Here is a 23,271-nt window from a genome sequence, read left to right on the forward strand (position 1 = left end):
GTTGCAGCACAATGAGCGACATGGTCAGCGCCGCACACGCCAGCCCGTCGGGGCTCGGCTCGGTCAGCCCTTCGCGCGACGAGTTCCGCGCGCTCGCCGAGGGCCGTCGCGTCATCCCTGTTGTCCGTCGCGTGCTCGCCGACGGTGAGACCCCCATCGGGGTCTACCGCAAGCTCGCCGCCGACCGGCCGGGGACGTTCCTGTTCGAATCGGCGGAGAACGGCGCTTCCTGGAGCCGATGGTCGTTCATCGGCGTCGACAGCCCCGCCGCGCTGACCGTGCGTGACGGCGAGGCCGTGTGGACCGGCACCCCGCCGGTCGGCCTGCCCACCGAGGGCGACCCGCTCACCGTGCTGCGCGAGACCGTCGCCACGCTCCACACCGAACAGCTGCCCGGCATGCCGCCGCTCACCGGCGGGATGGTCGGCTACATCGGCTACGACGCCGTCCGCTGGCTCGAACGGCTCCCCGAACTCGCCGAGCGCGACCTCGACATCCCGGAACTCACCATGCTCCTGGCGACCGATCTGGCCGCCTTCGACCACCACGAGGGCACGGTCACGCTGATCGCCAACGCGGTCAACTGGGACGACTCGCCGGAGCGGGTCGACGCGGCGTACGACGACGCCGTCGCGCGCCTCAACGCGATGACCAAGCAGCTGCACGTCGCCGCCCCGGCCACGGCGGCCGTCTTCGATCGCCCCGCGCCCGACTTCACGCGCCGCCGCGCCAAGCCGGACTTCCACGCGGCCGTCGACAAGGCCGTCGAGGCGATCAAGGCGGGCGAAGCGTTCCAAATCGTGCCGTCGCAACGATTCGAGATCGAGACCCAGGCCGACGCGCTCGACGTCTACCGAGTGCTGCGCACCTCCAATCCGAGCCCGTACATGTACCTGCTGCGCCTGGACGGCTTCGACATCGTCGGCTCCAGCCCGGAGTCGCTGGTCACCGTCCGGGACGGCCGCGCGACCACCCATCCGATCGCGGGCACCCGCTGGCGCGGCGCCGATCCGGAAGAGGACGCGCAGCTGGCCAAGGACCTGCTCGCGGACGAGAAGGAACGCGCCGAGCACCTGATGCTCGTCGATCTCGGCCGCAACGACCTCGGCAAGGTCTGTAAGCCCGGCACCGTGCGCGTCGTCGACTTCTTCGACGTCGAGCGCTACAGCCACGTCATGCACATCGTCTCGACGGTCACCGGCGAACTCCTCGACGACAAGACGGCCTTCGACGCGGTCGCCGCCTGTTTCCCGGCAGGAACGCTCTCGGGCGCGCCGAAGGTCCGCGCGATGCAGCTGATCGAGGAGCTGGAGCCGACCCGCAGGGCGCTCTACGGCGGCGTCGTGGGCTACCTCGACTTCGCCGGGGACGCCGACACCGCGATCGCGATCCGCACCGCGCTGATGAAGGACGGTGTCGCGTACGTCCAGGCGGGTGGTGGCGTGGTCGCCGATTCGGTGGCCGACTACGAGGACAACGAGTCGCTCAACAAGGCCCGCACCGTGCTGTCCGCCGTCGCGGCGGCGCAGACGATGATCGCGGCGGACGAACTGGACCCGGTGGGTGACCGCACTCGTGTCTGAGGCCCCGGAAGACGCCGCACCTCGGGCGAAACAGGTCAAGCGTCCACTGTGGATCGCCGTGGTCGGCCTGCTGCTCGGCGCGGTCGCGCTGTGGGGATCCTCTCGGCTGGTGTGGTTCGCGGAGTTCCGCGACGGCGGCGTGCGCGGCACGGTGCTGTACACCGAAATCGGGTCACAGCGGGCGGTTGCGTTGATTCCGCTCGCCCTGCTGGCGCTGGCGGGCACGGCGGGACTGATCGCCACCGGCGGCTGGCCACGCCGGGTGCTCGGCGTGGTACTCGCGGTGGCGGGTGTCGCGGCGGTGTGGATCGGCGTGGTCGGCGGCGCGTTCACCGGATTCGCCGACGGTCTGCCCGTCGCCCAGATGGTGGGAGCGAGGGGACTGGCGATCCTCGGCGGAATTCTCGTCACCGCGGGCGGGTTGGCAGCCATCAAGGGCGCGGGCCGGATGCCACGCCTCGGCGCGAAGTACTCGGCGCCGTCGGCGAAGAAGCGGGCCGCGAAGGATCCGGAGACCGAACTGTGGGAGGCGCTGTCCGAAGGCGAAGACCCCACGGCGACCCGGTGACGACAGCGGAATTCGCGGGTTTCGGAGATCTTTCCCGGCAAAGATGACACGGTGGGCATTCGGAGTAACGGACATACCCGGAACCAGGCCGTATTCGTGCGGGGGTTAGCATCGTTTCGGCGGGAAGGGGAAGGTTTTTGTGAGCGACCTTGCGAAGGAATCCGTGAGTACGACAGCCGGTGAGGTCCGCCGGTGAGCGTCCTCGAAGACATCGTCGCCGGCGTCCGCGCCGATCTCGCCGAGCGCGAGGCGGCTCTGCCGTTCGACGAATTGAAGAAGCGCGCGACCCAGGTCGCGCCTCCCCGAGATGTGCTCGCGGCCCTGCGCGAGTCCGGCATCGGCGTCATCGCCGAGGTGAAGCGGCGCAGCCCCTCCAAGGGTGATCTGGCCGAGATCCCGGACCCGGCCGCGCTGGCGAAGGACTACGCCGACGGCGGAGCCCGGGTGATCAGCGTGCTGACCGAGCAGCGGCGGTTCGGCGGTTCGCTCGCCGACCTCGACGCGGTCCGCGCGGCGGTCGACATCCCGGTGCTGCGCAAGGACTTCATCGTCAGCCCGTACCAGGTGCACGAGGCCCGGCTGCACGGCGCGGACATGGTCCTGCTGATCGTGGCGGCACTGGAGCAGAACGCCCTGATCGCGTTGCTGGACCGGGTCGAATCCCTCGGGATGACCGCGCTGGTCGAGATCCACAACGCCGAAGAGGCCGACAAGGCACTCGAAGCCGGTGCGAAGGTGATCGGCGTCAACGCCCGCAACCTGCACACCCTCGAGGTCGACAGGGACGTCTTTTCGCGACTGGCCCCTGGCCTGCCGATGGACGTCTTCAAGGTCGCCGAGTCCGGTGTCCGCGGCCCCGGTGACCTGATGTCCTACGCGGGTCACGGCGCCGACGCCGTCCTCGTGGGCGAAGGGCTCGTCGCGTCCGGCGACCCGAAGGGCGCGCTGGTCAAGCTCGTCACCGCCGGTTCGCACCCTGCCTGCCCGAGGCCTTCTCGATGACCACTGAGTACCACGAGGAACCGCACGGCAAGCACGACCCGGACGGCCGGGGCTACTACGGCCCGTACGGCGGCCGGTTCATGCCCGAGGCCCTGATCGGCGTCGTCGACGAGGTCGCGGCCGAGTACGACAAGGCGCGGACGGATCCGGATTTCGTCAACGAGTTCCGCCGTCTGCTGCGTGACTACGCGGGTCGCCCGTCGCTGCTCACCGAGGCCAAGCGCTTCGGCGAGCACGCGGGCGGCGCCCGGATCTTCCTCAAACGCGAGGATCTGAACCACACCGGTTCACACAAGATCAACAACGTGCTGGGCCAGGCGTTGCTCACCAAGCGGATGGGCAAGAAGCGGGTCATCGCCGAGACCGGGGCCGGGCAGCACGGCGTGGCCACCGCCACCGCCTGCGCGCTGCTGGACCTGGAATGCATCGTCTACATGGGCGAGGTCGACACCGAGCGGCAGGCGCTCAACGTCGCCCGCATGAAGCTGCTCGGCGCCGAGGTCATCCCGGTGAAGACGGGTTCGCGCACGCTCAAGGACGCGATCAACGAGGCGCTGCGCGACTGGGTCACCAACGCCGACACCACGCACTACCTGTTCGGCACGGCGGCGGGCCCGTACCCGTTCCCGATGATGGTGCGGAACTTCCACAAGATCATCGGCGAGGAGGCCCGCGCCCAGATCCTGGAGCAGGCCGGCCGTCTGCCGGACGCCGTCGCGGCCTGCGTCGGCGGGGGATCGAACGCGATCGGCATCTTCCACGGTTTCATCGACGACCCGGAGGTCCGCCTCGTCGGTCTCGAGCCGGGCGGCGAAGGCATCGAGGGCAACCGCCACGGCGCCACGCTGACCAAGGGCACCCCGGGCAACCTGCACGGCGCGATGACGTACCTGCTGCAGGACGAGGACGGCCAGACCGTCGAGTCGCACTCGATCTCCGCGGGCCTCGACTACCCGGGCGTCGGCCCGGAGCACTCCTGGCTCAAGGACTCCGGCCGCGCCGAGTACCGGCCGGTGACCGACGCCGAGGCGATGGACGCGTTCAAGCTGCTTTCGCGGACCGAGGGCATCATCCCGGCGATCGAGTCGGCGCACGCGCTGGCCGGCGCGCTGGTGCTCGGCCGCGAACTCGGCCCCGAGGGCTTGATCATCGTGAACCTGTCCGGTCGCGGCGACAAGGACATGGACACGGCCGCGAAGTACTTCGGCCTGGTGGAGAACGCATGAGCGGCTTGAAGGAGCTCTTCGCGGCGACGCGCGCGGAGGGTCGCGGAGCGCTGATCGGCTACCTCCCGGCGGGCTTCCCGACGGTCGACGGGTCGAAGGACCTGCTGGCCGCGGTGATCGACGGCGGTGCCGACCTGGTCGAGGTGGGCGTGCCCTACTCCGACCCGGTGATGGACGGCCCGACCATCCAGGCCGCGTCGGTGAGCGCGCTCTCCAGCGGTTTCAAGCTCAAGAACCTGTTCGAAGTCGTCGAGTCGGTGTCGTCGCGCGGCGGCAAGGCCGTCGTGATGACGTACTGGAACCCGGTGCACCGCTACGGCGTCGACCGCTTCGCGCGGGATCTCGCCGCCGCGGGCGGGCTCGGGCTGATCACCCCGGACCTCATCCCGGACGAGGCCGACGAGTGGATGGCCGCCTCCGAGCAGCACGGTCTGGACCGGATCTTCCTGGTCGCACCGTCCTCCTCGGAGGAGCGGATCGCGAAGACCGTCGAGGCGGCTTCGGGTTTCGTGTACGCCACCGCGGTGATGGGCGTGACCGGTGCCCGTGCGCAGGTCGGCGTGCACGCCGAGGACCTGGTCGCGCGGACCCGCGCGCACACGGACCTGCCGATCGGCGTCGGGCTCGGCGTCCGTTCCGGCGAGCAGGCGGCCCAGGTCTCCGGATTCGCCGACGGCGTCATCGTCGGCTCGGCGCTGGTGACCGCGGCCGCGAGCGGACTGGACGCCGTTCGGGAGCTTTCGGCCGAACTGGCCGCCGGGGTGCGCAAGACCGTCGCTCCCGCTTGAGCTGATCGCGAGCCGGAAAGGGCCTTTCACCGCATCTCGCGCGGTGAAGGGCCCTTTCGGTATATCCCACGACTTCGGCTCAGCACTCGGTGATGGACAGCGGCGACGCGTAGAAGCTGGTGTACCAGGTGAATCCGGCGACGTTGTTCGCGTGATCGACGTACAGGTCCCAGCGTCGGGACACGCCATCGGGATCGGTGATGAACCCGAGCGTGCAGACGGCCGCGACGTCGTGCCCCGAGTACATCGCCTCATAAGCCCAATCGGGTCTCGGGTAGAGATGCACCCACGTCTCGCCCTTGGCGCCGCCGGTCTTCATGCCGACGTTCCCGCACCACTGTGTCGACTGCGTCGTGTGTAGCAGATCGTCCTGAGCGCGACGTTGCTGACCACGAGGTGGGCGGAGTCGAGGGCCGGCCTGAAATGCACCCAGGCTTCGCGGTGTTCGGGCTTCAGCGAGGTCGAGGTCCCGACCGCGGCGTTGGCCATCGGGGCGGTCGAGACCGACGCGGTCAGCACGAGCGTGGCCGTCACGAAGACGGCTTTCAGTTTCTTCATCGAAAATCCCCAGTTCGCGAAAAGCTCGTCCGACGTGGACGAGTGAGGGTGACTTTGGAGACGGCCCGGGTGCCGGACCAGCCCCTAGGGTGGGGCGCACTCGTCGATCACGAGAAGGGACGCGCCATGCCGGGACCCGGGATTCTGCCGTTCGTGGCCGAGACGAGGCTGGTGGACCACCACTGCCACGGCGTCGTCACCGGCGACCTCGGCCGCATCGAGTTCGAACAGCTGCTCACCGAGGCCGACACCGTCTCCTCGCTGGGCACGACCCTGTTCGACTCGCTGATCGGGCTCGCGGTCCGTGCCCGCTGCGCGCCGGTGCTCGGCCTGCCGCCGCACATCCCGGCCGATACCTATCTGGCCCGCCGCGCCGAATTGGGCGCCGCCGAGGTCAACGCGCGGTTCCTGCGCGCCACCGGCACCACGGAGTTCCTGCTCGACGGCGGTTTCCTGCCGGACACGCTGACCACGACCGAGCAGTTCGCGGCGCTGTCCGGGGCCCGTGCGCGCGACATCGTCCGGCTCGAACAGGTCGCCGAAGCCGTCGTGGAGTCCACCACCGCCGCCTCGTTCGCCTCGGTCTTCACCGACGAACTGGCGAAACGCGCGACGACGGCGGTGGGGTTCAAGTCCATCGCCGCCTACCGGGTCGGCCTGGAGCTGGCGGGGGAGCGGCCGACGGACGGCGAAGTCGCCGACGCGGCGGGCCGCTGGCTCGCCAGGATCGAGGCAGGCGAACCGGTTCGGCTCGCGGACGAGGTACTGCACCGGTTCCTCGTCTGGACCGGGATCGACCTCGCCCTGCCGATCCAGTTCCACGTCGGTTTCGGCGATTCCGACGTGGACCTGCACCGCTGCGATCCGCTGCTGCTCACCGGGCTGTTGCGGGCGACGCGCTCACGCGGGGTGCCGATCATGCTGCTGCACAATTACCCCTTCCACCGGAACGCCGCGTATCTGGCGCAGGTCTTCGAGCACGTGTTCATCGATGTGGGACTCGCGACGCACAACGCCGGTCACCGTGCGCCCGCGATCATCGCGGAGACAATGGAGCTGGTGCCGTTCGGAAAGCTGTTGTTCTCCACGGACGCGTTCGGGCTCGCCGAGCTGTACCACCTCGGCACCGCGCTGTTCCGGGCAGGACTGTCGGACTTCCTGTACGCGGGACTCACCGCGGACGTACTGTCCGAAGTGGACGCACGGCGGATCGCCGCGCTGGTCGGCCACCGCAACGCCGAACGGGTGTACGGGCTGGAGGGGACATGACGGAACTGGACGAACTGCAGGACCGGTGGGAGGCCGCGGTCGAGGCGGAGCTGCCGTCCGCGATCGAGCTGCGGCATCGGGTGCACGCCGATCCTCGCGCGTCGGGGGACGAAGAGGACACCGCGCGGGTCCTCGTCGAGGCACTGGGCGGTGACGAGGGCGTCCGGGTCGCCAAGACCGGCCGCGCCATGCTGATCCCCGGCACCGGGTCGGGGCCGGCCGTGGCGTTGCGTGCCGAGTTGGACGCGTTGCCGGTCGTCGAGCGGACCAGGGTCCCGTGGGCTTCGGAGACGTCGCTCATGCATGCGTGCGGGCACGACGTGCACATGGCCGCGCTCGTCGCCACCTGCCGCGCCGCGGCCGTCGTCGGGGTGCCGCGGCCGCTCCTCGCGCTCCTGCAGCCGCGTGAGGAGACGTCGCCGTCCGGTGCGCTGGACATCGTCGAATCCGGTGTGCTCCACGAATACGGCGTCGACACGGTGATCGGCGCGCATGTCCAGCCCCGGCTCGCGGCGGGGGTGGTCTCGGCGGTGCCGGGGCCGGTCAACGCCTCCACCGACGAGTTCGACGTCGTCGTCCGCGGTCAAGGCGGACACGCCGGATATCCCCATCTGCTGCGGGATCCGATCCTCGCGCTCAGCCAGATCGTGGTGAGCCTCCAGCAGCTCGCGAGCCGCCGGGTCGACCCGGTCTTCGGCGCGGTCTGCTCGGTCGGCCGGATCGAAGCGGGGAGGACGGCGAACGTCGTGCCGAACGAGGCCCGCCTGTCGGGTTCCCTGCGGCTGATGCGGGCCGAGGACCGCGACCGCGCGCTCGAGGGACTCGCCGAGATCGTCCAGGGCACCGCGCAGGCACACGGCTGCCGGGCGGAACTGGAGATCAACCCGTGTGAACCGGTGCTGCACAACGACGCCGGGCTCACGCAGCGCGCGCACCGGCGGCTGGTCCGCACCGGGGCGGGCGTCGACACCGAGTTCCGGTCGTTCGGCGCCGACGACTTCGCGCACTACTGCGGCATGGCGCGCGGGCTGATGATGTTCGTCGGTCTCGGCGACACCGCGGGCGCGCCGAGCCTGCACGACGAGCTGTTCCTGCCGCCGGACACCGCTGTCGGGCAGGTCGCGTCCGCGCTGATCGCGGGCTATCTGGCCGCCGTCGAGGGCTGACGCCCCCAAGACGCGGCGGAAGCGCTACGGTGGCCGACGTGAATACCGCCTCGGCAGCGTTCCTCGCGACCATCCCCAGTCCCGACCAGGGCGTCTGGCACATCGGGCCGATCCCGATCCGGGCATACGCGCTGTGCATCATCGCCGGCATCATCGCGGCGATCTGGCTGGGTGAGCGGCGATGGATCGCCCGAGGCGGCACGAAGGGCACCGTCATCGACGTCGCCGTCTTCGCGGTGCCGTTCGGCCTGGTCGGTGGCCGGCTGTACCACGTCATCACCGACAACCAGCTGTACTTCGGCGAGGGTAAGAATCCGCTCAACGCGCTGAAGATCTGGGACGGCGGGCTCGGCATCTGGGGCGCGATCGCACTGGGCGCGGTCGGCGCGTTGATCGCCTGCCGCCGCCGGGGGATCCCGCTGCCCGCGATGGCCGACGCGCTGGCGCCGGGGATCGTGCTGGCGCAGGCCATCGGACGGGTCGGCAACTACTTCAACCAGGAGCTCTACGGCGCGCACACGGACCTGCCGTGGGGCCTGGAGATCTACCAGCGCTACAACCCGACCAACCCGGACGACTTCCTCAACGGCGTCGCGATCGGGCACGTCCCGCTGCCGGACAGCCCCGTACACCCGACGTTCCTCTACGAGCTGCTTTGGAACGTCGGGGTGGCGCTGCTGATCATCTGGGCGGACAAGAAGTTCCGCCTCGGCCACGGCCGCGTGTTCGCGCTCTACGTCGCCGGTTACACCGCCGGCCGGTTCTGGATCGAGTTGATGCGCACCGACAGCGCGAACCACATCCTCGGCCTGCGGGTCAACGTGTGGACCTCGATCCTGTTGTTCGCCGCCGCGATCGTCTACTTCGTGCTGGCCGCCAAGCGCGGGCCGCGCGAGGCCCCGGAAACGCTGTGGAGCAAGGACGTGCCGCGAGAGGAAGACGCCGCCGCTTTGGCTTCTTCCCCGTCGGAGGAGCCGGAGAGGGAGGAGCACGCGGACGTCGCGGCGGTTCCGGACACGGTCCGGGACTCCGCCGCCGACAAGGCGACCGAGGACCCGAAGCCCGACTCCGAGAAGTAGCCCGCTTCACCTCCCCAAGCGCGCAATGAAGGGGCCTTTCATCGCAAAATTTGCGATGAAAGGCCCCTTCATTGCGCCCGGAGCGACCTCAGGGAGCGACCAGACCCCGTCCCGTCACCAACGGCAGATCCAGCGCGGTCAGCAGCCCGGGCGGAGCCGCCACCACCGCCGGGATCGCGTTGACCAACCGCATCGCGGTCGCCTTCAGCCCGGCCGTGTTGTGGTCGCCGTCGGTGCCGAGCAGCCGCAGGTCCAGCACGTATTCCGGTTCGCCGGTCACCTGCACCCGGTAGCAGCCCTGCCCGGACGGCCGCGGCCAGTCCGGCCCGAGGTCGGACCGCAGCCGCGTGATGTGCTCCAGCACGCACACCGGCCGCCCGCCCCGCATGCCGCGCACTTCGAACCGCAGCGCCGCCGCCGTGCCTTCCTTGATCGTCCCCGAAGCGATCTCGAACGTCTCAGGGGCGGGCAGGCGTTCGTAGACCTCTTCGACGGTGTCGAGTTCGACGTCCAGCCCCGCCGCGAGCTGCCGCACGACGCTGCCCCAGGCCAGCGACAAGACACCTGGCTGCAACAACAGCGGCAGGTCGTCCATCTCGCGGCCGAAGCCCATGATGTCGAACAGGACCTTGCCGTTGTCGTACGTCGAGTAGTCGAGGATCTCCAGGCAGCGCACCTCGTCGATCCGTTCGCACACGCTGGTGAGCACCAGCGGCAGCCAGTCGTTGGCGAAACCCGGGTCGACACCGTTGACCCACAGCGACGCGCCGCCTTCACGGGCCGCCTCGCGGATCGGCTCGATCATCTCCGGCGGGACGACACCCTCGGGGTACTGGAGGAACACGGGACTGCTCGACACCACGTTGATCCCGGCGCGCAGGAAGCGCTTCAGGTCCTCGACGGCCTCCACGAGCCTGTCGTCCGCCATCGCCGTGTAGACGACACAGTCCGGCTTCAGCGCGATGAGCGCGTCCGCGTCGGTCGTCGCGGGGATCCCGAGCGGGCGCCCCAGCCCGGCCAGCTCTCCGGCGTCCACGCCCGCTTTGGCCTCGCTCGAAACCCAGACCCCGGCGAGTTCGAGATCGGGACGGGCGTCGATCCCGGCCAGCGCGTGGCGGCCGACGTTCCCGGTACTCCACTGGACCACGCGCATGCGTTGTCTCCTACAGATCGGGCAGGCCCAGTTCCAGATTCGGGGCCTGCAGTCCACCGTCGACTTCGAGGATCTTGCCGGTGACGTACCGGCCCGCCCGCGACGCCAGGAACACGACCGTGGCCGCGATGTCCTCGGCCTCGCCGATCCGGCGCAGGGGGGTGGCGGCCTCCATCCGGCCGCGCAGTTCGTCGTTGCCCACCACCACTTCGAGCGCCGAGGTCGCCACGGAGCCGACCGAGATCGCGTTCACCCGCACCTTCGGCGCGAGGTCGGCCGCGGCGAGCCGGGTGTAGTGCGCCAGCGCGGCCTTCGCCGTCCCGTACGCGGCGAAGCCCCGGCCGCTCACGCGCCCCATGACCGACGAGATGTTGACGACCGATCCGCCGGCCTCCAGCAGCGCGGGCGCCGCGGCGGCGGTCAGCGCGTGCGCGGTGGAAACGTTGAAGCGAAAGGCCTCTTCGAGGAAATCGGGGGTGGTTTCCAGCAGCGGGCGGGGATAGGTGCCACCGACGTTGTTGACCACCAGATCGAGCCGCCCGAATTCCGCGGTCGTGATCGCCGCCAGTTCGGCGGCGGCCGCCGGATCGCTCAGGTCGGCGGGCACCACGCGGGCTCGCCTGCCGGTGGCGGCGACCAGAGCCGCGACGTCGTCGAGCTGGGCTTCGGTGCGGGACGAGATCACCACGTCGGCGCCGGCCTCGGCGAGTGCGACGGCCGTCGCCGCGCCGATCCCGCGTCCGGCGCCGGTGACGACGGCGACCTGGTCGGTGAGCCGGAAACGGTCCAGGATCATGGCCGGAACTGTAACACGTTCTAGTAATGGCACCCCAGGATGCGAAGAACGTCCGGAGTGACTAGGGTCGCCTCACCGCGACTCTCGACTTCCCGGAACAGGACATATACTTAGCGGTACGAACTACCATGACCCCATCAGGAACTGTGTCGTTCCGGTCGTCCAGATTGTTACCCATCGGCGAGGTTTCGGGCCCGCTGAATTGGTGCCGACGTGTTTCCTAGGTGTTAAAGTCGCGTCAACGAACGGGCCATCGTCGTCCCGTGCGCATTCCCCCGGCCGGTCTGTCCGGTCGCTGAGCACAGACGACGAAGGAGGTCCCTTCATGATCTTCTCCGCCATTCCCGGCAAGCAGGGTCTCTACGACCCCGAAACCGAACAGGATTCCTGCGGGGTGGCCATGGTGGCCGACATCCGCGGGCGCCGCTCGCACGGCATCGTCACCGACGGCCTGTCCGCGCTGACGAACCTCGACCACCGGGGCGCCGCGGGCGCGGAACCCACCAGTGGTGACGGCGCGGGCATCCTGTTGCAGCTGCCTGACGAGCTGCTGCGCGCGGAAACGGGCTTCATCCTGCCCGAGGCGGACGCCGACGGTCACCAGACCTACGCGACCGGGATCGGTTTTCTGCCCTCGGACAGCGAGGAGCGCGGCAAAGCCGTCGCCCTGATCGAGCGGATCGCCACCGAAGAGGGCCTCGACGTCCTCGGCTGGCGCGAGGTCCCGGTCGACGCCGATCGCGCCGACATCGGCCCGACGGCGCGTTCGGTGATGCCGCATTTCGCGATGCTGTTCGTCGCGGCCCACGAGACCGACGGGCGGCGTCCGAGCGGGCTCGAACTGGACCGGCTGGCCTTCTGCCTGCGCAAGCGCGTCGAAAACGAGAGCGTGACCGCGGGCTGCGGCACCTACTTCCCGTCGCTGTCTTCGCGCACGATCGTCTACAAGGGAATGCTGACCCCCGCGCAGCTTCCCCTCTTCTTCACCGACCTGACCGACACCCGGCTCGCCAGCGCCATCGCGCTCGTGCACTCCCGGTTCTCCACCAACACCTTCCCGTCGTGGCCGCTGGCGCACCCGTTCCGGTTCGTCGCGCACAACGGCGAGATCAACACCATCCGCGGCAACCGCAACCGCATGCGCGCCCGTGAAGCACTGCTCGAATCGAACCTCATCCCCGGCGACCTCACCCGGCTGTTCCCGATCTGCTCGCCCGACGCGTCGGACTCCGCCTCCTTCGACGAGGTGCTGGAGCTGCTGCACCTCGGCGGGCGGTCGCTGCCGCACGCGGTGCTGATGATGATCCCCGAGGCGTGGGAGAACCACACCGGGATGAACGCACAGCGTCGTGCGTTCTACCAGTTCCACGCCAGCTTGATGGAGCCGTGGGACGGCCCGGCCTGTGTCACCTTCACCGACGGCACGCTCGTCGGCGCGGTGCTCGACCGCAACGGCCTGCGCCCGGCCCGCTGGTGGCGCACCGCCGACGACCGCGTCGTGCTGGCCAGTGAGGCGGGTGTCCTCGACGTCGCCCCCGAGGACGTCGTGGCCAAGGGCCGCCTCAAGCCCGGCCGCATGTTCCTGGTGGACACCGAGGCCGGCCGGATCGTCGACGACGAAGAGGTCAAGTCGGAGCTGGCCAAGGAACTCCCGTACGAGGGCTGGCTGCACGCCGGTCTCCTGCAGATCGCCGACCTGCCGGACCGCGATCACATCGTGCAGAGCCACGATTCGGTGCTGCGGCGCCAGCTTTCCTTCGGCTACACCGAAGAAGAGCTGAAGATCCTGCTCGCGCCGATGGCGGTCAAGGCGGCCGAGCCGATCGGTTCGATGGGGTCGGACACCCCGCCCGCGGTGCTGTCACAGCGTTCCCGGCTGCTCTACGACTATTTCAAGCAGAACTTCGCGCAGGTCACCAACCCGCCGCTCGACGCGATCCGCGAAGAGCTCGTCACTTCGATGAGCCGGATCATGGGGCCCGAGCGAAACCTGCTCGCCCCCGGCCCGGCGTCCTGCCGCCACGTGCAGCTGCCGTATCCGGTGATCGACAACGACGAACTCGCCAAGCTGATCCACATCAACGACGACGGCGACCTTCCGGGCTTCGCCTGCAGTGTCCTTTCCGGACTGTACGAAGTGGACGGTGGAGCCGACGCGCTGGCGTCGGCGATCGAGCGGGTCCGGCGCGAAGCCTCCGAGGCGATCGCCGCGGGCGCGCGCACGCTCGTGCTGTCCGACCGCGATTCCGACCACCGCATGGCGCCGATCCCGTCGCTGCTGCTGGTCTCGTCGGTGCACCACCATCTGGTGCGCACCAAGGAACGGCTGCGGGTCGCGCTGGTCGTCGAGACCGGGGACGCCCGCGAGGTCCACCACATCGCGCTGCTGCTCGGGTACGGCGCCGCCGCGGTGAACCCGTACCTGGCCTTCGAGACCATCGAGGACATGATCTCGACCGGTGCCATCACCGGGATCGAGCCCGCCAAGGCGATCCGCAACTACGTCAAGGCGCTCGTGAAGGGCGTCCTGAAGATCATGTCCAAGATGGGCATCTCGACCGTCGGCGCCTACACCGCGGCCCAGGTCTTCGAGTCCTTCGGCCTCGCGCAGGACCTGCTCGACGAGTACTTCACCGGCACGTCGTCGAAACTCGGCGGTGTCGGCCTGAGCGTGCTCGCCGAAGAGGTCGCCGTCCGCCATCGCCGCGCGTACCCGGACAATCCGACCGACCGGGTCCACCGCGGCCTCGAGACCGGTGGCGAGTACGCGTACCGCCGCGAGGGCGAACTGCACCTGTTCACTCCGGAGACGGTCTTCCTGCTGCAGCACGCGACGAAGACCGGCCGGGAAGAGGTGTACAAGAAGTACTCCGACGAGGTGCACCGCCTCTACCGCGAGGGCGGCGCGCTGCGCGGGCTGTTCTCCTTCCGCGCGGGCACCCGCGAGCCCGTCCCGCTGGACGAGGTCGAGCCGGTCGAGTCGATCTTCAAGCGCTTCAACACCGGTGCGATGTCCTATGGCTCGATTTCGGCCGAGGCACACGAAACCCTCGCCATCGCGATGAACCGCATCGGCGGCCGCTCCAACACCGGAGAGGGCGGGGAAGACCCCGAACGCCTCTACGACCCGGAACGGCGCAGCGCGATCAAGCAGGTCGCGAGCGGCCGGTTCGGCGTCACCAGCGAGTACCTGGTCAACGCCGACGACATCCAGATCAAGATGGCGCAGGGCGCGAAGCCGGGCGAGGGCGGGCAGCTGCCGCCCAACAAGGTTTACCCGTGGATCGCCCGCACGCGGCACTCGACGCCGGGCGTCGGGCTCATCTCGCCGCCGCCGCACCACGACATCTATTCGATCGAGGATCTCGCCCAGCTGATCCACGACCTCAAGAACGCCAACGAGAAGGCCCGCATCCACGTGAAGCTGGTGTCCTCGCTCGGTGTCGGCACGGTCGCGGCGGGCGTGTCCAAGGCGCACGCCGACGTCGTGCTGATCTCCGGCCACGACGGCGGCACCGGCGCCTCCCCGATGAACTCGCTCAAGCACGCGGGCACGCCGTGGGAGATCGGCCTCGCCGAAACCCAGCAAACGTTGCTGCTCAACGGTTTGCGTGACCGGATCACCGTGCAGGTCGACGGCGCGATGAAGACCGGCCGCGATGTCGTCATCGCCGCGCTGCTCGGCGCGGAGGAGTACGGCTTCGCGACGGCTCCGCTGATCGTCGAAGGCTGCGTCATGATGCGCGTCTGCCACCTCGACACCTGCCCGGTCGGCGTCGCGACGCAGAGTCCGGAACTGCGCAAGCGGTACACCGGACAGGCCGACCACGTCGTCAACTACTTCCGGTTCGTCGCCGAAGAGGTGCGGGAAACGTTGGCGGCACTGGGTTTCCGCACCCTCGACGAGGCGATCGGCCACGCCGAGGTGCTCGACACCGACGAGGCGATCGAGCACTGGAAGGCTTCCGGGCTCGACCTCGGGCCGATCTTCGAGATGCCCGCCGAAACCCCGTACGGCGGGGCGAAGCGGCGCACGCGGACGCAGGACCACGGCTTGGAGCACGCACTCGACCGGACGCTGATCCAGCTCGCCGAGGCGGCGCTGGAGGACGCGCATCCGGTCCGGCTGGAACTGCCGGTGCGGAACGTGAACCGGACCGTCGGCACGCTGCTCGGCTCCGAGATCACCCGCCGTTACGGCGGTGAAGGCCTGCCCGAGGACACGATCCACGTGCTGCTGACCGGTTCCGCCGGACAGTCGCTCGGCGCGTTCCTGCCCCGGGGCATCACGCTCGACATGGTCGGTGACGCGAACGACTACGTCGGCAAGGGGCTTTCGGGCGGCCGGATCATCGTGCGCCCGCATCCGGACGCGAAGTTCGCCGCCGAGCGGCAGACCATCGCCGGGAACACGCTCGCCTACGGGGCCACCAGCGGGGAGATGTTCCTGCGCGGCCAGGTCGGCGAACGGTTCTGCGTACGCAACTCGGGTGCGGTGGTCGTCGCCGAGGGCGTCGGCGACCACGCCTTCGAGTACATGACCGGCGGGCAGGCCGTCGTGCTCGGCCCGACCGGGCGCAACCTCGCGGCCGGGATGTCCGGTGGCGAGGCCTACGTGCTCGACCTCGACCGCGGCCGGGTCAACGAGGAGATGGTGAACCTCCTGACCCCGACGTCCGAGGACCTCGCCTGGCTCAAGAAGACCGTGCAGAAGCACTACGACCTCACACGTTCGGCCGTGGCCGCGTCGCTGCTCGGCGACTGGCCGCGTCGCTCGGCGGCGTTCACCAAGGTGATGCCCCGCGACTACCAGCGTGTCCTTGACGCGGCGAAGGCGGCGCGTGCCGCGGGCCGCGACGTCGACGAAGCGATCATGGAGGCCGCTCGTGGCTGATCCGACGGGTTTCCTGAAGTACGAACGCGAAGAGCCGAAGAAGAAGTCCAAGGAGGAACGTCTCGCCACCTGGGGCGAGGTGTACGCCGACGTGGAATCGGGCGAGCGCAACGAAAAGGTGCGCAAGCAGGCTTCGCGGTGCATGGACTGCGGCATCCCGTTCTGCCATTCCAGTGGTTCCGGCTGCCCGCTGGGCAACCTGATCCCGGAGTGGAACGACCTGGTGCGCCGCGGCGACTGGGCCGCGGCGAGTGACCGGCTCCATGCGACCAACAACTTCCCCGAGTTCACCGGGAAGCTGTGCCCCGCGCCGTGCGAGGCGGGCTGTGTCCTGTCGGTTTCGCCGCTGTCCGGCGGCCCGGTGGCGATCAAACGCGTCGAGCAGACGATCGCCGACCAGTCGTGGGAAGCGGGCTACGTGCAGCCGCAGATCTCGGAGGTCTCCTCGGGTCAGCGCGTCGCGGTCGTCGGCTCCGGCCCGGCCGGGCTCGCCGCCGCGCAGCAGCTGACCCGCGCCGGCCACGAGGTGACCGTCTACGAACGGGACGACCGGCTCGGCGGCCTGCTGCGGTACGGCATCCCCGAGTTCAAGATGGAGAAGAAGGTCCTCGACCGGCGGCTCGCGCAACTCCGCAAGGAGGGCACGAAGTTCGTCACCGGCTGCGAGGTCGGCGTCGACCTGACCGTCGAGGAGCTCCGCGCCGGCTACGACGCCGTGGTGCTCGCCGTGGGCGCGCTGCGCGGCCGCGACGACACCACGACGCCGGGGCGTGAGCTGTCCGGGATCCATCTGGCGATGGAGCATCTCGTCCCGGCCAACAAGTACGTCGAAGGCGACGGTCCGTCGGCGGTCGACGCGGCGGGCAAGCACGTCGTGATCATCGGCGGTGGCGACACCGGCGCCGACTCCTACGGCACCGCGACCCGGCAGGGCGCGCTTTCGGTGACGCAGCTGGACCAGTACCCGACGCCACCGTCCACAAGGGACGACGAACGCTCGCCGTGGCCGACCTGGCCGTACATCCTGCGCACCTATCCGGCGCACGAGGAGGCGGGCGAGCGCAAGTTCGCCGTCGCGGTCACGCGGTTCATCGGTGACGACGACGGCAACGTGCGCGCGGTCGAGATCCGGCAGGTCCGCGTCGTCAAGGATCCGGACACCGGCCGGCGCATGGTGACCCCGATCAACGACGAGGTCGAGGAACTGCCCGCCGATCTGGTGCTGCTCGCGATCGGCTTCGAGGGTGTCGAGCACATGCCACTGCTGGACGGGCTCGGGCTGTCGCTGACGAAGCGCGGAACACTCTCGTGCGGTGCGGACTGGCAGACGTCCTCGCCAGGCGTGTTCGTCTGCGGGGACGCGCATCGCGGCGCTTCCCTGGTGGTGTGGGCGATCGCGGAGGGCCGGTCGGTGGCGAGCGCCGTCGACGCGTACCTCACCGGCGCTTCGGATCTCCCGGCTCCGGTGCACCCGACGGCGCTGCCGCTCGCGGTGGTCTGACGAAGGTCGGTCCCGGCTCCTACCCGAAGTGGAGGGCCGGGACCAGCCTCGGGTACGACGCGATAGGGCGGTCGGGCACGCGACGATCCCCGCATGAAGAAAGCGCTGGCCTTACTGGCCATCCTCCCGTTCATGGCGGCGGTTCCGGCGACCGCCGAAGCGGCTCCGGCACTGAAGTGGACGTCACCGTGCCCGGACTACGGCATGACACCCTCACCGACGGCCGGCCTCGAATGCGCGAAACTCAAGGTGCCCCTGGACTACGCCGACCCTGGCGGGCGGGCCATCGAACTCACCCTTTCCCGTAAAGCGAGCACCTCGCCGAAGCGCCGCGGCGTGCTGCTGATGAACCCCGGTGGCCCGGGGAGCCCCGGCCTGGCGATGCCCGCGCAACTCGCGCGGCGACAGGGACAGTCCGGTCTGCTCGACAGCTACGACGTCATCGGATTCGACCCGCGCGGGACCACCTACAGCACGCCGGTGACCTGTGACCTCACCGAGGAGCAGCGGTTCATCCTCGTCGGCCCGTACGCGGAGGGCCCGCGCGACGTCGCCGAGAAGGCGGCGAAGTCCCGCGTGGTGGCGAAGCAATGCGCCGAGTCGAAGACGGCGGATCTCCTGCCGCAGATGACCACCGCCAACACCGCGCGCGATATGGACCGGATCCGCGAGGCACTGGGGGAGCGGAAGATCTCGTACTACGGCGTCTCGTACGGGAGCTATCTCGGCGCCGCCTACGCGTCGATGTTCCCTACGCGCACGGACCGGATCGTGCTGGACAGCCTCGTCGGTCCCGACGGATTGGACGTCCGGGCGCACCAACGCTTCGCGGACGGTTTCGACGACCGGTTCGGCGACTTCACGGCTTGGGCGGCGGCGCGGGACGACGTCTACCACCTCGGGCGGACGCAGGCCGAGGTGACGGCGAAGTTCTTCGAACTGGTGGAGGAACGCGGCTCCGGTATCCGAAGCGACACCTGGGGAGCACTGTACGACGACGCGAACTTCCCCACGCTGGCCGGGAAATGGGCCGCCCCGGTCGCATCCGCGCAAGGCGGGCCGCTCGACGGCGACAACCACGCGGCGCTCCAGCTCCAAGTGCTCTGCAACGACTCCGACTGGCCGGAAAGCGTGCGCTACTACCGAAAAGCGGTCGAACGGGCCCGCGTGACGCATCCGATGTTCGGCCCGGCCGCTGCCAACATCACCCCCTGCGCGTTCTGGCCGGTCGAGCGCCGCGAGCCGCCGGTGCGGATCCACGACCGCGGCCCGTCGAACATCCTGCTGGTGCAGAACCTTCGCGATCCGGCGACCCCGCTCGTCGGCGCCCGCGAAATGCGGTCGGTGCTGGGCGCGCGGGCGAAGTTCGTCACCGTGGACGCCGGCGGGCACGGCGTCTTCACCAAGGAGAACGCCTGCGGCAACGACGCCGTCGTCCGATACCTGCGGGACGGCGTCCTCCCGGCCGCCGACGCGCACTGCCCGGCTTGATCTCGTGTATCTGCGCCTGAACTGGATGCGGGCGGTGGTCAACGCGGGCATCGTCGTCAGGTCTCGCACCTTGATCGACAGAAGATCCGGGACACTCAACGTCCCCGATCTTCCGTCGATCAAGCTCCTGCCGATCACGACCCGTGGACTTCACGGCACCGGGCCCACTACTGGACCCACCCGCCCCGTGGTCTCCGAAACGTTTTCGGCCGCCGCGTCCGTTCTGCTGGGCCGAACGGCCCATACACCGCCTTGGATGCGGCCGAACGGTCGCTTGTACGCCTGGTAGCCAGGCAAATACTTTCAGAAAGTCGTGCAGGTCATACGGCAATTCACCGGTAGCGAAAGGTGGTATGCCATGAAAAGGACGGCTTCCCGGACGGGGATCCTGGCGGCGCTCGTCGGGCTGGCGGTGACGGCGCTGACCGCGGTCGCGAGTCCGGCACAGGCCGCGCCGGTCGAGCACCGGGGCGCGGATACCGCGGCCGAGGCGCGGGCGGTGGCGGCCTATTGGACGCCCGAGCGAATGCGGTCGGCGGTCCCGATCGAACAGCTGGTCAAGGCGCCGAACCTTTCGCTCAAGGACGTCGCGAAGGGCGAGAGCACGATCATCCAGAGCATCCCCAACGGCGGCGGCGCGTGGACCGGGGCAGGCAAGGTCGTCCAGACGGCGGGCCGGGTGTTCTTCACCATGGGCGGGCGGAACGCGTCGTGCTCCGGTGACGCGGTCACCAGCGCGAACGGCAGCGTCGTCATCACCGCCGGGCACTGCGTCAAGTACCAGGGCGCGTGGCACACCAACTGGACCTTCGCTCCCGGCTACGACAACGGCAACACGCCGTACGGCACCTGGACCGCGAAGAGCACGCTGACCACTCCGCAGTGGGAAGCGAGCGAGGACATGAACTACGACGTCGGCGCGGCCGTGGTCAACCCGCTCAACGGGCAGAAGCTGACCGACGTGGTCGGCGCGCAGGGCATCGCGTTCAACCAGGCGCGTAACCAGTCGATGTACACCTTCGGGTACCCGGCGGCGGCGCCGTACGACGGCACGAAGCTGATCTACTGCAGCGGGAGCACCTTCACCGACTTCCTGCTGACCAAGGACCACGGCATGAATTGCAATATGACCGGTGGTTCGAGCGGCGGTCCGTGGTTCCTCAACTTCAGCGAGGCGACCGGGGCGGGCGTCCAGGCGTCGGTGAACAGCTTCGGCTACAACTTCCTGCCGGGCTACATGTTCGGTCCGTACTTCGGTACGGACGCGCAGAACCTTTACAACAGGGCGCAGGCCGCCTGATCCCCGAAGCCGCCCGTCCACCTTTTGGGACTTTCGTCCCGGTGGGCGGGCGGCTTTCGGCGCGGCATATCCTGGTGCCTGTGAACTGGACAGTGGACGTTCCCGTCGACACGCTCCCCGAACTGCCTCCTCTGCCGCCCGAGCTGCGCAACCGGCTCGACGACGCGCTTTCCCGGCCCGCCGCGCAGCAGCCGGAATGGCCGGACCCCGAGCTGACGAAGCGCGTACGGGGCGTGCTGGAGAGCGTGCCGCCGATCACCGTTCCCGCCGAGATCGACCGGCTCTCCGACCGGCTGGGCATGGTCGCCCGCGGCGAGGCGTTCCTGCTGCAGGGCGGTGACTGCGCGGAGACGTTCGAGTCGAACACCGAACCGCACATCCGCGCCAACCTGCGCACCCTGCTGCAGATGGCCGTCGTCCTCACCTACGGCGCGAGCCTGCCGGTGGTGAAGGTCGGCCGGATCGCCGGTCAGTACGCGAAGCCGCGTTCGGCTTCCACCGACGCGCTCGGCCTGCCGGTGTACCGCGGCGACATCATCAACTCGCTCGTCGCCAAGCCCGAACTCCGCGTGCCCGACCCCGGCCGGATGATCCGCGCCTACGCCAACGCGGGCGCCGCGATGAACCTCGTCCGCGCGCTCACCGGCGCCGGGATGGCGGATCTGCACCAGGTGCACGACTGGAACAAGGACTTCGTGAAGTCCTCGCCCGCCAGCGAGCGCTACGAGGCGCTGGCCGCGGAGATCGACCGGGGCCTGCGGTTCATGTCGGCCTGCGGCGTCACCGACGCCTCGCTCCAGTCCACCGAGATCTTCGCCAGCCACGAGGCGCTGCTGCTGGACTACGAGCGCTCCATGCTGCGGATGGACCGCGCCGACGCGACGAACCCCAAGCTGTACAACCTGTCCTCGCACTTCCTGTGGGTGGGTGAGCGGACCCGGCAGCTCGACGGCGCGCACATCGCGTTCGCCGAACTCCTCGCCAACCCGATCGGCCTCAAGATCGGCCCGACGACCACTCCCGAGCAGGCCGTGGAGTACGTCCGGCGGCTCGACCCGCGCAACGAACCCGGCAGGCTGACGCTGATCGCCCGGATGGGCAACGGCAAGGTCCGCGAGGTGCTGCCCGCGATCGTCGAGAAGGTCGAGGCGTCCGGGCACAAGGTCATCTGGCAGTGCGACCCGATGCACGGCAACACCCACGAATCGTCGACCGGGTACAAGACCCGGCACTTCGACCGGATCGTGGACGAGGTCCAAGGCTTCTTCGAGGTGCACCGCAAACTCGGCACCTACCCCGGTGGCATCCACGTCGAACTGACCGGCGAGGACGTCACCGAATGCCTCGGCGGCGCGCAGGACATCTCGGATCTGGACCTTTCGGGCCGGTACGAGACCGCTTGCGACCCGCGCCTGAACACACAGCAATCGTTGGAGTTGGCTTTCCTGGTCGCGGAGATGCTGCGCGGCTGACTGGTTCCACTCTCGCGAGTGACATGAAAGGCCCCTTCATTGCAAAATTTGCAATGAAGGGGCCTTTCATTGCACGCGCTAGGCGGTGTCGAGCAACCTCGCGGCCGACTTGAGCACCCCGTCCCGCAGCGACCCCACGTCGGAGACCGCCGCCCCGTTCGCCTGAAGTCCGATGTGGACGGAGTCGCGATAGGTCGCCACCGCGATCCCGATCGCCTGCCGTGGCGCCAGTGGCACGAACGGGTACACCCCTTCGAGTCGCGTCCCGTCGAGGGTGAGGCGGTTGGGCGGTACCGGCACCGTGGTCACCACGAGGTCGAACAGCAGCGGCGCCGCGAGCCCGGCGACCTTGCTGCCGAGCCGGTGCAGCATCGGTGGCATCCGGTCGGCGAGCAGCGGAAACGCCCCGGCACCCCGGGCGGGGCCCGCTGCTTTGTTCCGGCTCATTTCGCGCTGGACGGCCCGCAGCCGTGCCACCGGGTCGTCGAGGCCGACCGGCAGGTCACAGAGGTATCCGGACAGCTTGTTGCCGCCCAGTTGCTCGGCGGACCGCCCGCGCATGCTGACCGGGATGAGCGCGCGCAGAGCCCGGTCGTCGGCGCGCTGACCCCGGTTGATCATCCATTCACGCAGCGCGCCGGCGAGGACGGCCAGTACGACGTCGTTGGCGGTGCCACCGTGGGAGCGGCGGATCCGCCGGATGTCGCCGACGTCGAGCCGGACCAGGCCGAGCCGTCGCTCGGTCGAGGGCGGCGCGCTGATCGGGGACACCGGCGAGCGGGTCGCGCGGACGACCGAGGAGGCTATCCCGGCTTGGGCCAGCGTGGCGCCGAGAGCCTCCTTGACCGCGTCCACAGGGGAGCGTGGCGCGGGCGGTCCGGCGCCGCTGTGCGCGCGCCTTGCCGGGCGGGGGAGTTCGTCCAGCAGGCCCGCGGCGACGGCGTACGCGCCGGCCCCGTCGGTGAGGGCGTGGTGCAATTTCAGCAGCAACGCGAACTCGCCGTCCGGCAGGCCGGTGACGAGACGCAAGTCCCACAAGGGTTTTCCGGTGTCGAGCGGTCGTCCCATCCAGCGCGACGCGTAGGCGGACAGTGGGTCCGGTTCGTACAGGGAGCTGAGGTGGTGATGTGAAATATGTTCACTGGCAACGAAATCCGGGTCCTCGGCCCAGCTGGCGGCGCCGGGCGGGAACAATACGGTGCGAGGACGCTGGCGCAGCTTCGGGATGCGCGCGGCCCGCTCGGCGAGCAACGCGGTCAGCTTGCGCGCGTGCACCTGCCCGTGCGGGCGGAAGGTGACCACCGCTCCCATGTGCATGGGCGTCGTGTCGCTTTCCAGACAAAGGAAAGCGACATCGAGTGCGCTCAGCTGACGGCCAGCCATCATCTACCTTTCGTGGTGTTCCGGCTATGGACACAACTGCAC

The 23,271-nt window shown here is 69.4% G+C and carries 18 protein-coding genes; 13 read left to right on the top strand and 5 right to left on the bottom strand.

Going from position 1 to position 23,271, the window contains the following annotated elements:
* The first annotated feature begins 20 nt into the window (after window positions 1–20).
* From AVL48_RS12980 to trpA, 5 genes are all read left to right on the top strand, one after another.
* Window positions 21–1,583, top strand: coding sequence for an anthranilate synthase component I (locus AVL48_RS12980; protein ID WP_061983221.1), 1,563 nt, complete (start codon window positions 21–23; stop codon window positions 1,581–1,583).
* Complete coding sequence (locus AVL48_RS12985) at window positions 1,576–2,151, top strand: Trp biosynthesis-associated membrane protein (protein ID WP_082857633.1); 576 nt, start codon at window positions 1,576–1,578, stop codon at window positions 2,149–2,151. Before AVL48_RS12980 ends, AVL48_RS12985 begins: the two co-directional genes overlap by 8 nt.
* A gap of 192 nt (window positions 2,152–2,343) precedes the next feature.
* A complete protein-coding gene (gene trpC, locus AVL48_RS12990; RefSeq protein ID WP_061983222.1) occupies window positions 2,344–3,153 on the top strand; it encodes an indole-3-glycerol phosphate synthase TrpC in 810 nt (269 codons plus the stop codon).
* Window positions 3,150–4,379 (top strand): tryptophan synthase subunit beta, encoded by a 1,230-nt coding sequence (gene trpB, locus AVL48_RS12995; RefSeq protein WP_143104943.1) that lies wholly within the window; start codon window positions 3,150–3,152, stop codon window positions 4,377–4,379. Before trpC ends, trpB begins: the two co-directional genes overlap by 4 nt.
* Complete coding sequence (gene trpA, locus AVL48_RS13000; protein ID WP_061983224.1) at window positions 4,376–5,167, top strand: tryptophan synthase subunit alpha; 792 nt, start codon at window positions 4,376–4,378, stop codon at window positions 5,165–5,167. Before trpB ends, trpA begins: the two co-directional genes overlap by 4 nt.
* A gap of 79 nt (window positions 5,168–5,246) precedes the next feature.
* Here trpA and AVL48_RS13005 read toward each other — a convergent pair whose 3' ends face one another.
* Together AVL48_RS13005 and AVL48_RS13010 are read right to left on the bottom strand one after the other, a co-directional pair.
* Complete coding sequence (locus AVL48_RS13005; RefSeq protein WP_061983225.1) at window positions 5,247–5,486, bottom strand: hypothetical protein; 240 nt, start codon at window positions 5,484–5,486, stop codon at window positions 5,247–5,249.
* Entirely contained in the window at window positions 5,483–5,725 is a 243-nt protein-coding gene (locus AVL48_RS13010; RefSeq protein WP_061983226.1) for a hypothetical protein, read from the bottom strand. Before AVL48_RS13010 ends, AVL48_RS13005 begins: the two co-directional genes overlap by 4 nt.
* Before the next feature lie 126 nt (window positions 5,726–5,851).
* Between AVL48_RS13010 and AVL48_RS13015 the strand changes: the two genes are divergently transcribed.
* The 3 genes from AVL48_RS13015 to lgt are packed head-to-tail and all read left to right on the top strand — an operon-like array spanning window position 5,852 to window position 9,239.
* Window positions 5,852–6,994 carry an amidohydrolase family protein gene (locus tag AVL48_RS13015; protein ID WP_061983227.1) on the top strand — a complete coding sequence of 381 codons (1,143 nt, stop codon included), beginning with the start codon at window positions 5,852–5,854 and terminating at the stop codon, window positions 6,992–6,994.
* Window positions 6,991–8,160 (top strand): M20 metallopeptidase family protein, encoded by a 1,170-nt coding sequence (locus tag AVL48_RS13020; RefSeq protein WP_061983228.1) that lies wholly within the window; start codon window positions 6,991–6,993, stop codon window positions 8,158–8,160. Before AVL48_RS13015 ends, AVL48_RS13020 begins: the two co-directional genes overlap by 4 nt.
* Before the next feature lie 29 nt (window positions 8,161–8,189).
* Entirely contained in the window at window positions 8,190–9,239 is a 1,050-nt protein-coding gene (lgt, locus tag AVL48_RS13025) for a prolipoprotein diacylglyceryl transferase (RefSeq protein WP_061983229.1), read from the top strand.
* 88 nt (window positions 9,240–9,327) lie between these two features.
* Here the strand turns inward: lgt and AVL48_RS13030 are convergent, their stop codons facing one another.
* Both AVL48_RS13030 and AVL48_RS13035 read right to left on the bottom strand, forming a co-directional pair.
* Entirely contained in the window at window positions 9,328–10,392 is a 1,065-nt protein-coding gene (locus AVL48_RS13030; RefSeq protein WP_061983230.1) for an NAD(P)H-dependent amine dehydrogenase family protein, read from the bottom strand.
* A 10-nt stretch (window positions 10,393–10,402) separates the two neighbouring features.
* A complete protein-coding gene (locus AVL48_RS13035) occupies window positions 10,403–11,188 on the bottom strand; it encodes an SDR family oxidoreductase (RefSeq protein ID WP_061983231.1) in 786 nt (261 codons plus the stop codon).
* Between the two features lie 325 nt (window positions 11,189–11,513).
* On the opposite strand from AVL48_RS13035, the gene gltB reads away from it, so the two are divergent.
* From gltB to AVL48_RS13065, 5 genes are all read left to right on the top strand, one after another.
* Complete coding sequence (gene gltB, locus AVL48_RS13040; RefSeq protein WP_061983232.1) at window positions 11,514–16,082, top strand: glutamate synthase large subunit; 4,569 nt, start codon at window positions 11,514–11,516, stop codon at window positions 16,080–16,082.
* Window positions 16,075–17,583 (top strand): glutamate synthase subunit beta, encoded by a 1,509-nt coding sequence (locus AVL48_RS13045; protein ID WP_061983233.1) that lies wholly within the window; start codon window positions 16,075–16,077, stop codon window positions 17,581–17,583. Before gltB ends, AVL48_RS13045 begins: the two co-directional genes overlap by 8 nt.
* 93 nt (window positions 17,584–17,676) lie before the next feature.
* Window positions 17,677–19,074: an alpha/beta hydrolase gene (locus AVL48_RS13050; protein ID WP_061983234.1), complete on the top strand. Its 1,398-nt coding sequence runs from the start codon at window positions 17,677–17,679 to the stop codon at window positions 19,072–19,074.
* Between the two features lie 358 nt (window positions 19,075–19,432).
* Window positions 19,433–20,374 (top strand): trypsin-like serine peptidase, encoded by a 942-nt coding sequence (locus tag AVL48_RS13060; RefSeq protein WP_061983236.1) that lies wholly within the window; start codon window positions 19,433–19,435, stop codon window positions 20,372–20,374.
* Between the two features lie 80 nt (window positions 20,375–20,454).
* The gene (locus AVL48_RS13065) at window positions 20,455–21,846 is read left to right on the top strand and encodes a class II 3-deoxy-7-phosphoheptulonate synthase (RefSeq protein WP_061983346.1); all 1,392 of its coding nucleotides are present in this window, start codon (window positions 20,455–20,457) and stop codon (window positions 21,844–21,846) included.
* Window positions 21,847–21,924: 78 nt separating this feature from the next.
* On the opposite strand, the gene AVL48_RS13070 is transcribed toward AVL48_RS13065, so the two are convergent.
* The gene (locus AVL48_RS13070) at window positions 21,925–23,232 is read right to left on the bottom strand and encodes a wax ester/triacylglycerol synthase family O-acyltransferase (RefSeq protein ID WP_082857629.1); all 1,308 of its coding nucleotides are present in this window, start codon (window positions 23,230–23,232) and stop codon (window positions 21,925–21,927) included.
* Window positions 23,233–23,271 lie beyond the last annotated feature (39 nt).

This window comes from Amycolatopsis regifaucium (assembly GCF_001613935.1).
GTDB classification, from domain to species: Bacteria; Actinomycetota; Actinomycetes; order Mycobacteriales; family Pseudonocardiaceae; genus Amycolatopsis; species Amycolatopsis regifaucium.

What these genes read in the sequence shown, in the direction of transcription:
- AVL48_RS12980 (WP_061983221.1), top strand. Translation starts at nt 21, where the DNA reads ATGGTCAGCGCCGCACACGCCAGCCCGTCGGGGCTCGGCTCGGTCAGC.
- trpB (WP_143104943.1), top strand. Translation starts at nt 3,150, where the DNA reads ATGACCACTGAGTACCACGAGGAACCGCACGGCAAGCACGACCCGGAC.
- trpA (WP_061983224.1), top strand. Translation starts at nt 4,376, where the DNA reads ATGAGCGGCTTGAAGGAGCTCTTCGCGGCGACGCGCGCGGAGGGTCGC.
- AVL48_RS13005 (WP_061983225.1), bottom strand. Translation starts at nt 5,486, where the DNA reads ATGAAGACCGGCGGCGCCAAGGGCGAGACGTGGGTGCATCTCTACCCG.
- AVL48_RS13010 (WP_061983226.1), bottom strand. Translation starts at nt 5,725, where the DNA reads ATGAAGAAACTGAAAGCCGTCTTCGTGACGGCCACGCTCGTGCTGACC.
- AVL48_RS13015 (WP_061983227.1), top strand. Translation starts at nt 5,852, where the DNA reads ATGCCGGGACCCGGGATTCTGCCGTTCGTGGCCGAGACGAGGCTGGTG.
- AVL48_RS13020 (WP_061983228.1), top strand. Translation starts at nt 6,991, where the DNA reads ATGACGGAACTGGACGAACTGCAGGACCGGTGGGAGGCCGCGGTCGAG.
- AVL48_RS13030 (WP_061983230.1), bottom strand. Translation starts at nt 10,392, where the DNA reads ATGCGCGTGGTCCAGTGGAGTACCGGGAACGTCGGCCGCCACGCGCTG.
- AVL48_RS13035 (WP_061983231.1), bottom strand. Translation starts at nt 11,188, where the DNA reads ATGATCCTGGACCGTTTCCGGCTCACCGACCAGGTCGCCGTCGTCACC.
- gltB (WP_061983232.1), top strand. Translation starts at nt 11,514, where the DNA reads ATGATCTTCTCCGCCATTCCCGGCAAGCAGGGTCTCTACGACCCCGAA.
- AVL48_RS13050 (WP_061983234.1), top strand. Translation starts at nt 17,677, where the DNA reads ATGAAGAAAGCGCTGGCCTTACTGGCCATCCTCCCGTTCATGGCGGCG.
- AVL48_RS13060 (WP_061983236.1), top strand. Translation starts at nt 19,433, where the DNA reads ATGAAAAGGACGGCTTCCCGGACGGGGATCCTGGCGGCGCTCGTCGGG.
- AVL48_RS13070 (WP_082857629.1), bottom strand. Translation starts at nt 23,232, where the DNA reads ATGATGGCTGGCCGTCAGCTGAGCGCACTCGATGTCGCTTTCCTTTGT.